Source organism: Bizionia sp. M204, assembly GCF_023205095.1.
In the GTDB taxonomy this organism is placed as follows: Bacteria; Bacteroidota; Bacteroidia; order Flavobacteriales; family Flavobacteriaceae; genus Algorimicrobium; species Algorimicrobium hallyeonense.
In genome coordinates this window covers 2,658,550-2,676,013 of the sequence record NZ_CP046242.1, presented here as the reverse complement: position 1 = coordinate 2,676,013, position 17,464 = coordinate 2,658,550, and the positions used below count along the sequence as shown (strand labels likewise).

General features: G+C 34.4%; 17 protein-coding genes and 1 tRNA gene. 6 read left to right on the top strand and 12 right to left on the bottom strand.

Annotated elements, in window-relative coordinates; genetic code table 11:
- Positions 1–29: 29 nt before the first annotated feature.
- From GMA17_RS12375 to GMA17_RS12355, 5 genes are all read right to left on the bottom strand, one after another.
- On the bottom strand, positions 30–1,190 hold the full coding sequence (locus GMA17_RS12375; RefSeq protein WP_248396633.1) for a metal ABC transporter permease: 1,161 nt from the start codon (positions 1,188–1,190) through the stop codon (positions 30–32).
- Positions 1,183–2,217 (bottom strand): metal ABC transporter permease, encoded by a 1,035-nt coding sequence (locus GMA17_RS12370; RefSeq protein WP_371922370.1) that lies wholly within the window; start codon positions 2,215–2,217, stop codon positions 1,183–1,185. Before GMA17_RS12370 ends, GMA17_RS12375 begins: the two co-directional genes overlap by 8 nt.
- Before the next feature lie 168 nt (positions 2,218–2,385).
- Positions 2,386–3,159 (bottom strand): metal ABC transporter ATP-binding protein, encoded by a 774-nt coding sequence (locus tag GMA17_RS12365; RefSeq protein ID WP_248396632.1) that lies wholly within the window; start codon positions 3,157–3,159, stop codon positions 2,386–2,388.
- Between the two features lie 258 nt (positions 3,160–3,417).
- Positions 3,418–4,329: a metal ABC transporter solute-binding protein, Zn/Mn family gene (locus GMA17_RS12360; RefSeq protein ID WP_248396631.1), complete on the bottom strand. Its 912-nt coding sequence runs from the start codon at positions 4,327–4,329 to the stop codon at positions 3,418–3,420.
- 42 nt (positions 4,330–4,371) lie between these two features.
- A complete protein-coding gene (locus tag GMA17_RS12355; protein WP_248396630.1) occupies positions 4,372–6,621 on the bottom strand; it encodes a TonB-dependent receptor in 2,250 nt (749 codons plus the stop codon).
- A gap of 99 nt (positions 6,622–6,720) precedes the next feature.
- On the opposite strand from GMA17_RS12355, the gene GMA17_RS12350 reads away from it, so the two are divergent.
- Together GMA17_RS12350 and GMA17_RS12345 are read left to right on the top strand one after the other, a co-directional pair.
- Positions 6,721–7,377 carry a metal-dependent transcriptional regulator gene (locus tag GMA17_RS12350; protein WP_248396629.1) on the top strand — a complete coding sequence of 219 codons (657 nt, stop codon included), beginning with the start codon at positions 6,721–6,723 and terminating at the stop codon, positions 7,375–7,377.
- Positions 7,378–7,422: 45 nt separating this feature from the next.
- Complete coding sequence (locus tag GMA17_RS12345) at positions 7,423–7,842, top strand: hypothetical protein (RefSeq protein ID WP_248396628.1); 420 nt, start codon at positions 7,423–7,425, stop codon at positions 7,840–7,842.
- On the opposite strand, the gene GMA17_RS12340 is transcribed toward GMA17_RS12345, so the two are convergent.
- The 4 genes from GMA17_RS12340 to GMA17_RS12325 form a co-directional block, all read right to left on the bottom strand.
- Entirely contained in the window at positions 7,839–7,979 is a 141-nt protein-coding gene (locus tag GMA17_RS12340; RefSeq protein ID WP_248396627.1) for a FeoB-associated Cys-rich membrane protein, read from the bottom strand. The two genes, GMA17_RS12345 and GMA17_RS12340, sit on opposite strands and share 4 nt — an antisense overlap.
- 12 nt (positions 7,980–7,991) lie before the next feature.
- The gene (gene feoB, locus GMA17_RS12335; protein ID WP_248396625.1) at positions 7,992–10,091 is read right to left on the bottom strand and encodes a ferrous iron transport protein B; all 2,100 of its coding nucleotides are present in this window, start codon (positions 10,089–10,091) and stop codon (positions 7,992–7,994) included.
- The gene (locus GMA17_RS12330) at positions 10,088–10,318 is read right to left on the bottom strand and encodes a FeoA family protein (RefSeq protein WP_248396623.1); all 231 of its coding nucleotides are present in this window, start codon (positions 10,316–10,318) and stop codon (positions 10,088–10,090) included. The genes feoB and GMA17_RS12330 overlap by 4 nt, the downstream gene beginning before the upstream one ends.
- A gap of 72 nt (positions 10,319–10,390) precedes the next feature.
- Complete coding sequence (locus GMA17_RS12325) at positions 10,391–11,062, bottom strand: SCO family protein (RefSeq protein ID WP_248396620.1); 672 nt, start codon at positions 11,060–11,062, stop codon at positions 10,391–10,393.
- 113 nt (positions 11,063–11,175) lie between these two features.
- Between GMA17_RS12325 and GMA17_RS12320 the strand changes: the two genes are divergently transcribed.
- The 4 genes from GMA17_RS12320 (at position 11,176) to GMA17_RS12305 (ending at position 15,399) form a co-directional block, all read left to right on the top strand.
- On the top strand, positions 11,176–13,113 hold the full coding sequence (locus GMA17_RS12320; RefSeq protein ID WP_248396618.1) for a M1 family aminopeptidase: 1,938 nt from the start codon (positions 11,176–11,178) through the stop codon (positions 13,111–13,113).
- Between the two features lie 73 nt (positions 13,114–13,186).
- A complete protein-coding gene (gene rseP / locus GMA17_RS12315) occupies positions 13,187–14,515 on the top strand; it encodes an RIP metalloprotease RseP (RefSeq protein WP_248396615.1) in 1,329 nt (442 codons plus the stop codon).
- Between the two features lie 94 nt (positions 14,516–14,609).
- Positions 14,610–14,683, top strand: a tRNA-Asn gene (locus GMA17_RS12310).
- Positions 14,684–15,000: 317 nt separating this feature from the next.
- Positions 15,001–15,399, top strand: coding sequence for a cyclic nucleotide-binding/CBS domain-containing protein (locus GMA17_RS12305; protein WP_248396613.1), 399 nt, complete (start codon positions 15,001–15,003; stop codon positions 15,397–15,399).
- A 48-nt stretch (positions 15,400–15,447) separates the two neighbouring features.
- Here the strand turns inward: GMA17_RS12305 and GMA17_RS12300 are convergent, their stop codons facing one another.
- The 3 genes from GMA17_RS12300 to GMA17_RS12290 are packed head-to-tail and all read right to left on the bottom strand — an operon-like array spanning position 15,448 to position 17,414.
- Positions 15,448–16,041, bottom strand: a complete 594-nt coding sequence (locus GMA17_RS12300) for a hypothetical protein (protein WP_248396611.1) — start codon at positions 16,039–16,041, stop codon at positions 15,448–15,450.
- The gene (locus GMA17_RS12295) at positions 16,034–16,540 is read right to left on the bottom strand and encodes an RNA polymerase sigma factor (protein WP_248396609.1); all 507 of its coding nucleotides are present in this window, start codon (positions 16,538–16,540) and stop codon (positions 16,034–16,036) included. Before GMA17_RS12295 ends, GMA17_RS12300 begins: the two co-directional genes overlap by 8 nt.
- Positions 16,530–17,414, bottom strand: coding sequence for an alpha/beta fold hydrolase (locus tag GMA17_RS12290; protein ID WP_248396607.1), 885 nt, complete (start codon positions 17,412–17,414; stop codon positions 16,530–16,532). The genes GMA17_RS12295 and GMA17_RS12290 overlap by 11 nt, the downstream gene beginning before the upstream one ends.
- Positions 17,415–17,464: the final 50 nt, after the last annotated feature.

Sequence of the window (17,464 nt, the reverse complement as noted above, 5' to 3'; positions counted from 1 at the left end):
ATAATTTGGTTTTATTTTTTTAAAACGGATTAACCCCTAAACAAAAAGAAATCATCCTTCATATCTTCAATTTGTGCATCTTCGTTGGTAATGATATAATCGATAGCTTGTGTGGTAAATATATCCCCTTTTTCGGTTAAGGAAACAAGGTTGTTATCAATAGTAATCATATTGTTTTTTTGAGCTAAATCTAAAACCGTTTTTGCTCGAATTTTTTGCCAGTTAATATGTTCGGAAAGATGATTCACATGGCGTTCACTAGCTTCAGCGTGGTTTTTTAAATGCAGTAAAAAGGTGAGAAGCGACACTTCAATTTTTTGCTGTTTCTCACGATACATTACGACAATTAATCCTTTGCTAGGTGCAAATAAATACACAATTAAAAATAAAACACCTAACATGGTAGTGATGGATCCCGCAATGGAAGCATCTAACCAATGCGCTAGCCAATAACCAGAAATAGCACTAAACACGCCAAAAAACATGGATAATGCGAGCATTTTCTTTAAATCGGTTGTTAGTAAATAGGCACTTGCAGCAGGAGCAATCATAAGCGCCACGACTAAAATAGCACCAACAGCATCAAAGGCGCCAACAGTTGTTACCGATGAAACCGTCATTAATCCATAATGAATAGCGACAGGTGAAAATCCTAAAGATGCTGCCAAACCAGCATCAAACGTGCTTAATTTGAGTTCTTTAAAAAAGGCGATTAAAAGTCCAATTGTAATTAATAGAATGGTGCCAATTACCCAAAGGGATTTTGGGCCAACATCTGTTCCTGAAATAATGAGTCTATCAAAAGGGGCAAATGCTAATTCACCTAGTAAAACAGCATCTACGTCTAGGTGGATGTCATTGGCATTTTTTGCAATCATAATGACACCTATACTAAACAGGGCCGGAAAAACGAGTCCGATAGCTGTGTCTTCCTTTACTAATCCTGTTTTCTGAATTTGTTCCACCAAAACAACCGTAATTACACCAGTTAATGCTGCTAAAAGTATAAGTAATGGCGAATTTAAATCTTGGGTAATAAAAAATCCAACCACTAAACCTGGTAAAATAGAATGACTAATGGCGTCACTAATCATGGCCATTTTCCGCAGTACCAAGAAAGTTCCTGGAATGGCACAGGCTAAGGCCACCAAACTAGCAATAAGCTGTATTTCAAATTGTGCGCTACTCATGTTTTGTAGTTTGTTGGTTGTACAAATTGGAAGCGGTTTCAAAACCTTCCTGCGTTAAACTCCACATCGTTCCATCAAGCGTAACATAATTTTTATCGACTAATTTTTGAAGTGTTCCTCTTGTAAATCCTTGAAAATTATTTAGAATTTTAATGGTATGCGGATGCGAAATATTATCGTGTGTTTTCGCAATTTGAAACATGAATGCTAACGTTTTATGTTGTTCTAAATCACGACGATTTTTAATAAATCTAATTTGTCTGAAAAGTAATCCACGATTTGGTGAAAAAATAAAGGAAAACAATACAAACACGGATGCCACTAAAACAATTACGGGTCCTGTAGATAAGTTGTTTTGACTAGCGCTAATGGCCGTTCCAAAAACACCCGAAAATGCACCAAAAATAGCCGCCAGAAATACCATGGTACTTAAGCTATTTGTCCACTGTCGCGCTGCAGCTGCAGGTGCTAAAAGCATGGCGCTCATTAATACCACGCCAACTGTTTGTAGGCCTAAAACAATGGCTACCACGATGAACGAGGTAATAAGAATGTCAATTATTTTTGTGTTAAAACCAATGGTTTGTGCATAATCTTTATCAAATAAAAGAATTTTAAATTCTTTCCAAAATAGGAGTAAAACAATTAAGCAAAGCCCAGTAACAATTGCCATCAGCCAAACATCACTTTCTACAAGTGTTGCTGCCTGGCCGAATAAATATTTTTCCAAACCCGCTTGATTGGCATTGGGTTGTTTTTGAATAAAGGTTAATAAGAGCATTCCAAATCCAAAAAACAAGGACAAAATTAATCCTAAAGCCGTATCTGATTTTAAGTGTGTTTTAGTAACAATTCCACGAATCCAAAACGTTCCGATTAAGCCGCTGACTAAAGCTCCAAGTAATAAGGTGTTGCTGTCTTTGGCTCCTGTAATTAAAAATGCAATGGCAATTCCAGGCAAGGCAGCATGCGAAATGGCATCACCTAGTAAGCTTTGTTTTCGCAATACAGCAAAACTTCCTAGCATACCAGTTACGGCTCCTAAAATAGCAGTGCCAAGCGTGATAGTACGTAAAGTATAATCGTTGATGAGGAGTTCTATGTATTGTGTTAAGTCTATTAGTCTTTAGTTTTTAGGATATGTTTCTATACTTAATTTTGGTATATATACGAGATTCATGCGTTCCCAGGAATTTTATTTCTGAATACTCACCTTATAATTAATACCATAGGTCTTTGTTAGGTTGTCATCATTAAAAATATCTTTAACAGGACCAGTGGCAATTTTTTTCACATTTAAGAAAGTTACCCAGTCAAAATACTCCGGAACGGTTTGTAAATCGTGATGGACAACAATGACCGTTTTATTCGCTTTTCGTAAAGCTTTTAGGATGTTAATAATGGCAATTTCAGTTGTAGCATCCACACCTTGAAAGGGTTCATCCATAAAATAAATGGAAGCATCTTGAACGAGTGCTCGTGCTAAAAAAATACGTTGTTGCTGACCACCAGACAGCTGACTAATTTGACGGTTTTTAAAGGCTAACATCCCCACTTGTTCCAAAGCTTCTAAAGATGCTTTTTTCTCCTTTTGCCCTGGTCGTTTAATCCAGCCCAAACTTCCATAAGTTCCCATCATAACAACATCTAAAGCTGTCGTAGGAAAATCCCAATCCACACTCCCTTTTTGTGGAACATACGCTACTAAATCTCGTTGTTTATTATAGGGTTTGCCGTAAATGCTTACACTACCAGCTATAGGTTTTAAAATTCCTAAAATGGCTTTGATAAGCGTGGATTTTCCGGCGCCATTTGGGCCAACAATGGCCATAAGCACGCCTTCTGGGATTTCCAAGTCAATATCCCAAAGTACGGGTTTGTAGTTATAGGCAACGGTAAGGTCGTCTATTTGAACGGCCATGACGCCCGACGGGTCCGTTGTGTTTTTATTTTCGTTTGGTTGTTTCATAAATATATTTCTGTTCATTTTGTCTTGATACAAAACGAACCAAAAAATCATTGTCAAAATTAGTAAATCACTAAAGTGCCATTCGTTTTCAAATCTTCATGCTTGAAGCTGCGCTTTGCAATTCCGTTTTTTCACTCATTATTTCTGAATTTTGATGGTCAATTCTACGAGTTGATAAGGGAATTTCACCTTACCTTTTTTTAGTTCTTTACATGTCTTTAATCAAAATAGAACTTGAATTTTTATAATTCACTTTTATTACTTGAGCGCATTCACAATCGTATTCACATTATAGGTAAACATACCAATATACGTACCTTCTTCTGTGCCAGCATTTCCCAATGCATCTGAATATAATGTGCCACCAATTTGCACATCAAAACCTTTAGATTGTACGGCAGCTTGGAGTGCTTCAATAGTACGTTTTGGCACGGAACTTTCTACAAAAATGGCTTTTACTTGTTTGTCAATAATAAAGGTAGCTAAATTTTGAACGTCTTGAACACCAGCCTCGGTAGCCGTTGATAACCCTTGAAGCCCAACAACTTCAAAACCGTAAGCTTGGCCAAAATAATTAAATGCATCATGAGCGGTAACTAGAATACGTTTGTCTTCTGGTAGTGTACTGATTACAGACTTTATTTCTTCATTTAAAGCTTTTAACTTTTCTAAATAATCCGCACCATTTTTTTCGAAAGCTGCTTGATGTTCTGGGTTGGCTTCTGATAATTTTTCGACAACAAATTGTGTAATTAATTCCCAATTTGTTACATCAAACCATATATGGGGATCATAATTAGAGGCGAAATATTCAGACCCAATTAGTGTTTTTTTATCTACCGCATCTGAAACGGCAATGGTATTAATATTTTGACTTCCCATTTTTTCGAAGACTTCAACGAGTTTGCCTTCCAAGTGTAATCCACCATAAAAAATAACATCAGCATGCGCAATTTTATTGACATCGCCTTCACTGGCTTTATATAAATGTGGATCTACACCGCTTCCCATTAAACCCTCAACATCTATATAATTCCCACCAATATTTTGAACTAAATCGGTTATCATAGTTGTGGTTGTAACAACTTGTAATTTGGAATTGGTGTTATTTTCGTTTTTACAAGAATAAACTATTCCCAAAATTGTAATGACAAAAACTAATTTTTTCATAAGCCTAAATTATAGTTGCGAAGGTACTAAAAAAATAGAGATTTAACGTAATTTGTAACGAACACCAAAGAAGAATCGAATCCCTTGATTTGGTCCATAAACATAGGATGGATCGAAGGTTAATGCATAGGGATTATCTGGGGTTGGAATAACATTCCCGTTTGGGTCAAATTGTACGTTTTCATCAAACGGATCATCAGCACGTGCAATTATAAATGGATTTCCCTGGTTCGGTGTCCAGTCAAGTATGTTTTTTACGCCTCCATAAAATTCAAAATTGGTTATACCATCATAGGTCAGTTGGATATTTTGAATGCTCCAAACGGGTGAATATTCTTCTCGTGGATCTAAATCACCTAATAGCGGTAAACGCATGGGACCGTATAAATTTCCTGTATAATCTAGCGTTAAATTTGTTGGATAATTTTTATAACTAAATGACCACACACCCGAATAACTTTCGGTTAAAATTTGTTGACTTTGTATGCCATTTTTAATTTGTGAAACATCTTGCCATGTTGCAGCAATTGAAGCCGAAATGCCACTTCCAAATGTGGCATCAACACTTAAACTAATACCTTTAGATGTGGAATAACCATCTAGGTTTGAATATATAATTTGGTTGGGATTGGTGTCGTAATCTGGTATAATGGCGTTTGTAAAATAGGTGTACCATGCCGAGGTATCAAAGGTAAAAAGCATGCCGTTTTTGGTATATAATTTTTTTAAATAATTTAAAGTCACGTTATAGGATTGTTCGGGTTTTAATTCTTCTTTAATAACAACATCGCGAGCCCCAGTTAGTGCAGCATGTTCTTCAGTAAAAAGGTTAACGACGCGGAAACCTGTTCCGGCATTCAGTCTAATAATATCACTTTCTGTGGGTTTGAAGCGGTAAGCTAAACGTGGTGTAAAAATGTTGCCGTGACGTTCATCGTAATCGTAGCGCAAACTTAATAGAAGGCTTTGTTTCTCGTCGAAATCAATTTCATCTTGTATAAATAGGGAAGGAATAGTTACTTCATCAGCATTTATTGTTGCTGTGGTATTATCGTTATAATAATTGTAACGAATAGCTGTGCCTATTAAAAAATCATGATTTTTAATCTGTTTATCCCAAATAAATTGCCCAAAGCCTATACGCTGTTGTGCTAAATACGGCGTGTCTCCATAAACAGAATTTTGGTCATGATCCGAATAAGAAAATTGAAAGCTAATATTTTCAATAATAGGTAATTGATATTCACCAATTAACTCGTAGCGTGATGTATAAATGCTTTCTGCATAAATTTCATTTCCACCTCTGTAGTTTTTATTCCAATTCATTTCGCCTCCCCAACGATCTTCGTAAAAATAACGACCAGCTAAAGAAAATTTGCGGTTATGTTTTCGTTTAAAATTCCATTTTTGAAAAATAGAAATCCTATCTTGAAGGGTAACGTCTGTAAAATTATCGTGGTTATTATCTATGGGATTATCGTATTTAAAATAGTTGGTTCCAAAAAGAAGCGTGGCTTTTTTACCTACTTTTGTTTTAAACCCAGCGTCTAAATTCCATTCTCCCCATGTATTAATATTGCTGTCGGCAAAGAAAATAGGTGCGTTTTCCGGTAGTTTTGTAATAATATTAATTAAACCGCCAACGGCTTCACTTCCATATAAAGAAGATGCTGGACCTTTTACAATTTCGACTTGTTCAATGAGTGAATTTGGAATTCCAGATAAACCATAAACTGTTGATAAACCACTAACAATAGGCATTCCATCAATTAAGACCAAAGTATAAGGTCCTTCGAGACCGTTGATATGAATGTCTCCTGTATTACAAATATTGCAATTTAACTGTGGTCTAACACCATTAACATTTTGAAGCGCTTCAAATATATTGGATGTTGGGTTCTTTTTAAAAAAGGCAGATGTGTATATCTCAACTGGTACAGGACTCTCCAATCTAGAAACTGCTTTTAGAGTTCCTGTGATTACCACTTCATCTAAAGATTCGCCGCTTTCCAATGTAAAATTGACGGTTATGTTTTTATCTTCAATAAGTATATTTTTTTTAACGGTTGTATGTCCTGTGAAGGAAGCTACCAACGTGTAATTTCCCGGAGAAATATTGTTTAGGGTATAAAAACCATCAGTATTTGTAGTTGTTCTTGTTGTGGTGTTTTCTAGATAAACACTGGCAAAAGGAAGTGATTCACCTTCAGAACCAATGCTGCCAGAAATGCTAAAGCTTGTTTGAGCATAGCTTCCAATGCTTATAAAAAAGACAAGTATAATTAGCCTCATAATAAATATAATTTGGACAAATATAAATAATAATTTAGATTAGTCTAAAAATATATTTAAAAAGTTTAATATTGTATATTTGGTAGATAACAGATATCTATGATTACGTTAACGGAAGAAAATTACATTAAAGCTATTTATCATTTAGGTAAACAGGGACGCGAGAATGTGAATACCAATGCTTTAGCTGAAGCTATGAATACCAAAGCATCATCAGCAACAGACATGATTCGGAAATTAGCGGAAAAGGATTATGCGAATTATAAAAAGTATAAGGGTGTGACCTTAACAGAATCTGGAAAAAAAATTGCGATTAATATTATTAGAAAACACCGACTTTGGGAGGTGTTTTTAGTGGAGAAGTTAAATTTTACTTGGGATGAGGTTCACGATTTAGCGGAACAATTGGAACATATTAAATCGCAAAAATTAATTGATGAATTAGATGCTTTTTTAGGTCATCCAACGCATGATCCTCATGGAGATCCTATTCCAGATAAACACGGCGAAATTACCTTTGTTGAAAAAATAATATTATCGCAAGCTCAAGAACACCAAAAATATAGTTGTTTGGGTGTGAATGATAGTTCATCTGAATTTCTACAATATTTAAATAAAAACAATATTGGTTTAGGTTCGATTATTGAAGTGATGCATATTGAGCCTTTTGATAAATCTATCAGCATTAAGGCTAATGGTAAATTATTAACGGTTTCTCAAAGTGTGGCGAAAAATCTATACTTAAAAAAGCTCTGAAAATTTGACTGCTTTCGAAATTGAAATTCAAAAAAAAAACAAACTATGTGGAAAAAATGCCTTTTCGGATTATGCTTACTAATTGGTTTTATGGGTTTTTCACAAGAAAAAGTAAACGCAGAAACACCTCTAATTTTAAAAAAGTTGTTCTACCAAAATAGTTTAATAGTTGATGATTATACCGTAAAATTTAGTGAGGTAATTACAGATTCTCGCTGTCCTAAAGGTGTAACCTGTGTGTGGGCTGGCGAAGTGGTTTTTGAATTAGCAATTAGTAAAAATGGAAAATTAATAAGCACAGAAACGTTTAAAATTCCACCTACGAGTTACACCATAGAAGAGCGCAAAGCGTTGTTTATAGATGGGGAATTAAAACTCTATTTATATAACGTGCTGCCGTTTCCAGAAGCCGAAAAGCAAACTGAAAAAACGGCCTATTACATCCAGTTTTCAGGTGTTAATTAGTGGCAGCCACAACCATCGTCACCACCACAATTTTTCGAATTTTTCTTTTTAGGACTCCAAATAAATTTCCGAATTAAAAATAAGATGGCCAGACCTAGAATGGTAAAAGCGATAATATTTTGAATAATTGGACCCATTTTTCTTTAAAATTATTTTAATAATTGATAGGCAATTAAAGCTACTACATAAGCAAAAACGGTCATAACTATCAATTGCCAAGCTGGCCATTTCCAACTGTTAGTTTCACGTTTTACTATAGCCAACGTACTCATACACTGCATGGCAAAGGCATAAAATAGCAAGAGTGAAATTCCGGACGCAAAGTTAAATAAAGGACCACCTAAAATAGGGTTAACTTCACCAGCCATACGGTTTTTAATGGTTTCTTCTTCATCGCTTCCTACGTTGTAAATGGTAGCTAATGTTCCTACAAAAACTTCACGTGCTGCAAACGAACTGATTAGAGCAATACCTATTTTCCAGTCGTAACCCAACGGCCGAATGGCAGGTTCAATAGCGCGACCGGTTATACCAATATACGAATGTTCTAATTTATACGAATCTACGTGCTGTTCTATTTCAATATCTGTCAAATTTTGATTGGCATATTGTTCTGTAACAATAGCTTCGGCATTATTGAAATTTTCACCAGGACCATAAGAAGCTAAAAACCACAATACAATAGAAATAGCCAAGATTATTTTACCAGCACCAAATACAAAAGATTTTGTTTTCTCAAGAACCGTTATGGCCACATTTTTAAGAAGTGGGAGTTTGTAATTAGGCATTTCTACCACAAAAAATGTTTTGCTCTTTATTTTAAGAATTTTATTTAAAATCCAAGCGGAACCAACCGCTGCGCCAAATCCTATTAAGTATAATAACATTAATGTTAAGGCTTGAAAACTTAATCCTAGAAAACGGCCTTCTGGAATTACAAGGGCAATAATGATTAAGTAAACGGGTAATCTGGCCGAACAGGTAGTGAAAGGTGTAACTAAAATGGTAATTAATCGTTCTTTCCAGCTTTCAATATTCCGCGTCGCCATAATTGCTGGAATGGCACATGCTGTACCCGAAATTAATGGAACTACACTTTTTCCACTTAATCCAAATCTTCGCATAACACGATCCATAAGAAAAACAACACGACTCATATAACCACTTTCTTCCAAGATGGAAATAAAGAGGAATAAAAAGGCAATTTGTGGAATAAATATAACAATACCGCCAATTCCCGGAATAATACCTTCAGAAATTAAATTAGTTAGCGTGCCTTCTGGCATCACATTTTTTGTCCATTCGCTTAATGAAGCAAAAGAGCTATCAATAAAATCCATTGGAATGCTAGACCAATCATAAATAGCTTGGAAAATGGTTAAAAGTATCAAACCAAAAATAACATAGCCCCAAACTTTATGCGTCAAGATACGATCCAAACGAATGCGTAAATCTTTAGCCGTATTTAAGTCAATAGTTTGTCCTTTTTTCAGTGTATTATTAATAAACTGATAGCGTTTAATAGTTTCTTTTTGCTGAAGACGCTTTAAATCAGCATTGGTTTTTGTTTTAAAATCGGCAACGGCATCAATGGTGTTCCGATCCATTTTTCCAAAATTAACATCCTGTGTTATTACTAACCACAATTTGTATAATAACTGATTTGGAAATGCTTTTTGTAGGTTATTAAAATAGGCTTTATCAATTTCCGAAGCGTTCATACACGGTTCATTTGATAAATCCTTATAGTTAGCAATTAGTTCTTTAAGTTCTAAAATACCTTGCTTTTTTCTGGTACTAATAAGGGCGATTTTGGTATTTAGTTGCTTTTCTAAATAGGGTATGTCTAAACTTATTCCTTTATAATCCATTCTATCAGCCATGTTAATAGCAAGAATTGTTGGAATTTCAAGGTCTTTAATTTGTGTAAATAATAATAGATTTCGTTTGATGTTTTCTACATCGCACACAACGACAGCAACATCAGGAAAATCTTTATCGTTTTTATTAAGAAGTAATTCAATAACCACATTTTCATCTAAAGATGAGGCGTTTAAACTGTAGGTTCCCGGTAAATCTATAATATGGGCTTTAACACCACGCGGTAGTTTACAAATCCCTTCTTTTTTTTCAACCGTAATACCAGGGTAATTACCCACTTTTTGATTTAAACCGGTTAAGGCGTTAAAAACAGACGTTTTTCCTGTATTAGGATTGCCTATTAATGCAACGTTAATTTGCTTGCTCATCTAGAAATTTCTATTTGAATGTGAATGGCTGTTTCTTTTCGGATTGCCAAATGACTTCCGTTAATGTTTAAATACATCGGATCAGCAAAAGGTGCCATTTGAACGAGCTCAACGGTGTTACCTGGAAGGCAACCCATTTCTAATAGTTTTAGGGGGATATGTATAGAGGACACATCGACAATAATGCCTATTTCACCACGTTTAATTTCTGCTAATGTCACCTGCAAGCTTATTTAGATTGATTTTAAAGAAGCAAAAATAATGTAAAAAGTTAGGGTAAAAAAATTGTGCTAATAAAACTATTCAGAATCTTTCTTTAGTATGTGAATATCAGCAATTAAGCGTTTAATTTCTTCTGGTTTGGTACCATCATAAAAGCCGCGGATTTGGCGTTTTTTATCAATAAGCATGAAGTTTTCCGTATGAATCATGTCATAAGGATCAAAACCTTCAATATCTTTTACAGCTAAATAGCTTTTTCGTGCTAGGTCATAAATTTGTTTTTTATCACCTGTTACTAAATTCCATCGGGAATCATCAACACCTTTTTTTAGTGCATATTTTTTTAATTGCGCAACCGAATCAATTTCTGGGGTAACTGTGTGCGATAGTAACATAACATCGGGTTCATCTTTCAGTTCTTTTTGAATGTAAACCATATGATCCGTCATAATCGGGCAAATGGTTTGGCAGGTTGTAAAAAAGAAATCGGCTACATAAATTTTATTTTCATAATCCGCTTGGGTTACGGTTTTTCCATTCTGATTGGTTAAACTGAAATCGGCAATTTTATGATATTTTTTTTGGTGTTGTATGGTACTATCTACTAATTCAAAATTAACCATAGCCGGTTGGTAAATTGGCAAAGGCTTTTCAACATTTAAAATATTGTAAATAACGGCCATTATTATAATTGAAATAATCAGGAAGACGATAGCAAAATACTTGTAGTCTTTAAAAAATGACAGCATACTGAATGTTTTTGAAGTCTGTTAATAGAACAATTCTGATGCAAAATTACAACAGAATAGAGATTTAAGTGGTATTTTTAACATTCATTATTATTTTAGTTAAAAACCAGCACATGAAACCGTATTTATTTCTCCTATTATTTTTAATTGCAACACCATTTATGGCGCAGGATTATATAAAATCCTTCAATAAAATTCAAGAGGCTGAAGCCAAAATGGCCTTAAAAAAAATGAATCAACGTTTTAGCCTAAATACGGGTAATTACGATGTAAAATATCATCGATTAAATTTAACGGTTGATCCAGCTGTTGCATTTATTTCGGGAGATGTTACTACATATTTTGAAGCGAAGGAAGCCTTATCACAAATTACATTTGAATTAACAGATAATATGACGGTTTCCCAAGTTACGCAGCGCGGAACTAGTTTGGCTTTTATTCATAATGCTGCGGATGAAGTGGTTATTACCTTACCTCAAATTCAAAATACAGGTGTTTTAGACTCATTGACGATTACCTATTTTGGAAATCCGGAAAGTTCGGGTTTCGGTTCATTTGAGCAAACTACACATAGTGGAACACCAGTAATTTGGACCCTTTCAGAGCCTTATGGCGCCAAAGGGTGGTGGCCATGCAAACAGGACTTAATTGATAAAATAGACTCCATAGATGTTTATTTAACGACACCTCAATTTACACCAAATAATGAGGAATATGTGTCTGTTTCCAATGGATTGGAAATAAGCCAGACGGTTTCTGGAAATAATAAAACCACAAGATTTAAACACAATTATCCTATTCCTGCCTATTTAATTGCTATTGCCGCAACCAATTATACGGTGTATTCTCACGAAGTAGCTAATAATGGAGCGCCATTTGATATTGTAAATTATGTGTATCCAGAAAATTTAGCCTATGCCCAAGCTAGCACACCAATTACAGTTGATATTATGAATGTGTTTTCAAACCTTTTTGAAAGCTATCCATATGCCGATGAAAAATATGGTCATGCGCAATTTGGCTGGGGAGGCGGTATGGAGCATACAACGGTTTCCTTTATGGGAAGTTTTGGTCAAAACCTAATAGCACATGAATTGGCGCATCAGTGGTTTGGAAATAAAGTTACCTGTGGCAGTTGGAAAGATATTTGGTTGAATGAAGGGTTTGCAACGTATTTAGCTGGATTAGCTGTAGAGAACTTGGATGGTAATGACGAGTTCAGAGCTTTTAAACAAGCGCGCGTTGCTTCTATTACCTCACAACCTGGAGGTGCTGTGTATTTGTCTGATTCAGATACCACCAGTGTTAACCGTATTTTTAGTAGTCGGTTAAGTTATAATAAAGGGTCTATGGTTGTGCATATGCTTCGGAAAAAACTCGGTGACGTCCCATTTTTTCAAGCTATGAATGATTACTTAAATCACCCAGACCATGCTTATGCATACGCAAAAACAGATGAATTTATTAATATTGTTGAAACCTCTACCGGTGAAGATTTAACGGAGTTTTTTAACGATTGGATTTATAATCAAGGGTATCCTACCTACACATTATCCTGGAATCAGCCATCTTCAACTTCGGTATATTTACATGTATCTCAAGTGCAAAGTCATGCGTCTGTCAGCTTTTTTGAAGTGCCAATTCCTGTCCGATTGATTGGCACCAATGGCGAAACACTAGATGTTATTTTAGATAATACTAGTAATAATCAAGGCTTTTTAAAAACCGTCAATTTTACGGTTGCTGATGTGCTTTTTGACCCTGAAAGTGATATCATATCCAAAAACAATTCGGTAACACTATCCACGGAAAACTTTGATTTAGAAGCCAATTTGATGGTGTATCCAAATCCAACTTCTAATAGGATTCATATTCAGAAGCCAGAAAGCTTGCAGATTAATAATGTGAAAATTTACAATGCATTAGGGCAGCTTTTGGAAACGCGTTCATGGAGTTCTAGCATGGATTTTTCCGGCTACGCTTCTGGAATACTATTTGTTAAGTTTGAAACGAATAGTGGTATTATAAACAAAACCGTGTTAAAAAAATAGCAATAAAGCGCTTATAGTTTTCTAAATGGTGTTAAAACACTACTTTTGTGCGCTATAAAAAGAAGAATCTCTTATGACAATTATATTAATAAAGGCAGCACAATTATTTTTAAGTCTGTCTATTCTTATTGTTTTACATGAATTAGGTCATTTTATTCCTGCAAAATTATTCGGAACACGTGTAGAAAAGTTCTACCTGTTTTTCGATATTAAGTTTTCATTATTCAAGAAAAAAATTGGCGATACCGTTTACGGAATCGGCTGGTTGCCATTAGGTGGTTACGTAAAAATTGCTGGAATGATTGATGAAAGCATGGATAAGGAACAAATGGCTCAACCACCACAACCATGGGAATTTAGAACCAAGCCAGCGTGGCAACGCTTAATAATTATGCTTGGTGGTGTATTTGTAAACTTCGTATTAGGTTTCGTTATTTATATGATGATATTGTTTGTTTGGGGAACGGACTACACAACTAAGGACGATATTAAATATGGTTTTGGTGTTACTAAAACTATGGAGCAATACGGTTTCCAACAAGGTGACAAAATAGTATCAGTAGACGGCAAGCCTTTTTCTGAAGTTACAGATATTACGTCCCACTTACTATTTAGAGATGTTAAAGAAATACAAGTAGAACGTGAATCCGGAGCTACCGAAACGCTAACATTGCCAAAAGATATAGGAACGCAGTTGTTTGAGGCTGGCGATTTACCTGCCATGGCACCACGAACACCATTTGTATTAGATTCTATTGTGCCAGATTCTCCAGCTGAAAAAGCAGGACTTTTGGTTACGGATAAATTAGTTAATATTAATGGAATAGAAATAAATTACCTAACGGATTTGTCTTTTGTACTGAAAAACACACAAGCACCAGAAGTAAGTCTTGTTGTAGAACGTAATGGCGAAAATGAAATTTTAAAAGTAACTCCAAGTGATGATGCTACTATTGGTATAATAACCAAAGGAACCGATCCAGACTATGTAAAAATTAACCATAAGGATTATTCCTTTGGCGAAAGTATTACTAAAGGGGCCGCATTAGGTTATTGGACTATTAAGGATTATTTGGCACAGTTTAAATACATTTTCACGAAAAAAGGTGCAGCTCAAGTGGGTGGATTTGCAGCCATTGGAAATATGTTTCCACCATCGTGGAACTGGAAAGCTTTTTGGGCTATTACCGCTTTCCTATCTATTATGTTAGGTGTTTTAAATTTATTGCCGATTCCTGCCTTGGATGGTGGTCATGTTATGTTTTTAATTTACGAAATGATTTCGGGTAGAAAACCGGGCGATAAATTTATGGAGTATGCCCAACTAGTTGGTTTCATACTACTTATATCCTTGGTGTTGTTTGCAAATGGAAATGATATTTACAAAGCGATTTTTGAATGACAATAAAGATGAAATTTTTTTTCAGAAAAAATCAAATCTTGTTTTGTTGTAATTAAAAAAATATATATATTTGCCCTCGCAAAAGCGATAACACTCCTCCTTAGCTCAGTTGGTTAGAGCATCTGACTGTTAATCAGAGGGTCCTTAGTTCGAGCCTAAGAGGAGGAGCACAGTTAGACAAAGCCTTTACAGAAATGTAAAGGCTTTTGTTTTTTAGGTAGGTCAAGCATAGGTCGAACATTTGAATGATAAACGCCTTAAAACGTGGCCTGTTTAATTCACATCTCATTTTATCAACTGTGGAAGCATACAACAGAAAAAGCTAAAAAGTGTTTTAGTTGCTACTTCTTTATTTTCTACATTGTCTATTCAACTTAATATGATTAATATCATATGAATTAGGCTCACATAATCTTATTTTTACAATTATGGCGAGTGGATGGTTATTTCTGCTTTTAGTATTATAAAATTTAAACCAAGAGTTTATGAAAATACAAGTAAAAGATTTTATGTCAGCACCAGTTATTACAGCTAAAGGAGAAAACAGTGTTATTGAGGTAAGAGCGCTAATGAAGGATAAAGGAATAAATGCTATTCCCATTATATCCTATTCCAAAGACATATTAGATACGGAGATGATTATACGCGGTATTGTCACCACGACGGATATGAATAAACTTGTTCAAGAAAGCACGACTCTGGAAGATGTCATGACATCATCTAGAGTTCATGTAGTCCATATGAATTCAAGCGCTAATGCGGCCGCTAAAATGATGCTGAGGCACGACGTACACCACATGGTTGTAATGGACGAAGGAAATATAGTAGGCATGATTAGTTCTTTGGATTTTGTGAAATTGGTTGCAGAATATTCTTTGGAATAAACGTTTGCTTGTTTTTATCAGAGTTCATTAACCTTTTATTATCAAATTTTACTCGGTAATCTCTTTCTTTAATTTCATTATGTCTGTTAGCTTTTGCATTTCTTTTTTAACACCTTTTCTAATGACTACAAATAGAATTATTGCAATAACCACATAAGATATATCAATTAATACAATATTCCATAATTCCATATGTAAACTAAATTCAGGTGTAATCAAATAAAACCCAATCGTGTATAGCCCTATAATTATAGGCGCAATAACTTTATGGATGGTTTTTCTAAATTGATGAAATTGGATAGAGTTTTCAGTAGTTTTTAATGTGTTATCTAGATTACTAATTTGCTTTGCTTTATAAATGCTAATTATTTCAATAAAAATTCTAAACACCAAACCAAAAACCATTAACCCAGCACCTATTTGGCTTAATGTTTCTTTTACTGGAGCAGTATAATAAAAGAATAAAGAAATGACTATAAGTGTTACACACAAGATTGTTATTGTGCCATAATAGAATAAATAATTTTCTTTTTCCTTACTTTTTATTTTAGCATACAAGCCATCAAAGTTTGTATCACAAATATCAATGTTTTTTTTGCTGCTTTCCCAATTGCTTTGTAGTTCTTCAAAATTGCTATTCATTTTTATTGTTTTTTAAAATTGTTGCAAGACGTTTTTTTATTCTATAAATTTTAACCCTTACGTTTGTATGTCTTATCCCTATAACCTCTGATATTTTATCATAATCCTGATTTTCCAAGACCATCATAATTATTAATCTATCTATTTTTTTCAATTGTCCAATGGCTTTATATAATTCTGAAACATTCTGATTTGTATTGGTTTCAGTTTCTATAGTAGCTGCTTTATTTTCTACATCTAACGTAGGAACTGTCTTTTCTTTTTTGTCCTTCTTTACATATTGTAAACATGTATTTACTGTTATTCTGTAAATCCATGTTTTGTAAGATGATGCCCCTCGAAATTTATCTAAGTTATTCCATACACTAATAAATATTTCTTGAGACAAATCGTTGGCAGTATCTTTATCACCTTTAACAAATCCCAAACACATATGTAGAACCATAGCATGGTGTTGGCGATAAATGGTTTCAAAAGGTTCGTTTTTATTACTTTTCATTGACCAAAAAATCATTTACAGTTTTATAAAACCATTCTGGTTGATCAAACATTAAGAAGTGTTTACTGTTAGATGCCATTATGAGCGTTTTGTTTGGTAAGTTTAAATATTGCTTTTCATAATTTTCTTGTGCTATTTTTACATTAGGGAAAGATGCGCCTACTATTAATGTTTCACATGTTACTTTCTTTAAAATAGTCCTTAAGTCTAATTTTAATAAATCGGTATATCCATAAACCCAAGTTTTTCGGTCTGCCTCAAGAATCCAATCTTTTATAATTACTTTTTTATCTTCATTCAATGTCATATTTGCAGCCATCATATCCGCTATGTTTTCGAACTGTAGAGGCTCCATTTCCAGCATTTGTGTATTGTATGGACTGTTATAATAAAAATTTGCTGCGGGAACATTAGGCATCATTACTTCACGCATACAAGGTAGTGCTTCTACTATAACAATTTTAGAAACTTTATTCGGTAATTCAGATGCTATATCTACAGCTAAATTTCCACCCATGCTATGACCAACAATTATGATATTAGACATATTATTTTCTGATATATATTCAATAATTGCGTTTTTGATGGTTGCATACCAGGGCATTTCTATGGGCTCAAGACCATTGAAACCAGCATAGGAAAAGAGATAGGATTTCCGTTCTAAATTTAAGTTCTCAACGGTTTCTTTCCATATCGAACCAGGTGTTGCAAATCCAGGAAGGTATAATACGGGTTTTCCTTGTCCCATGGTTTCTATGGTAAAAGGTTTAGCTTCTGCTGTTTCCAGTAAATTTGTTCCGCAATTAAAACCGAAGCTATTAGTGCTGCTTGTAGTAATAATGCATAGGATGATAATTCTAATTAAGCTTTTCATAATACTATTGATTTTTAAGGTTTGTACTCCTTTGATTAAAAAAATAGTAT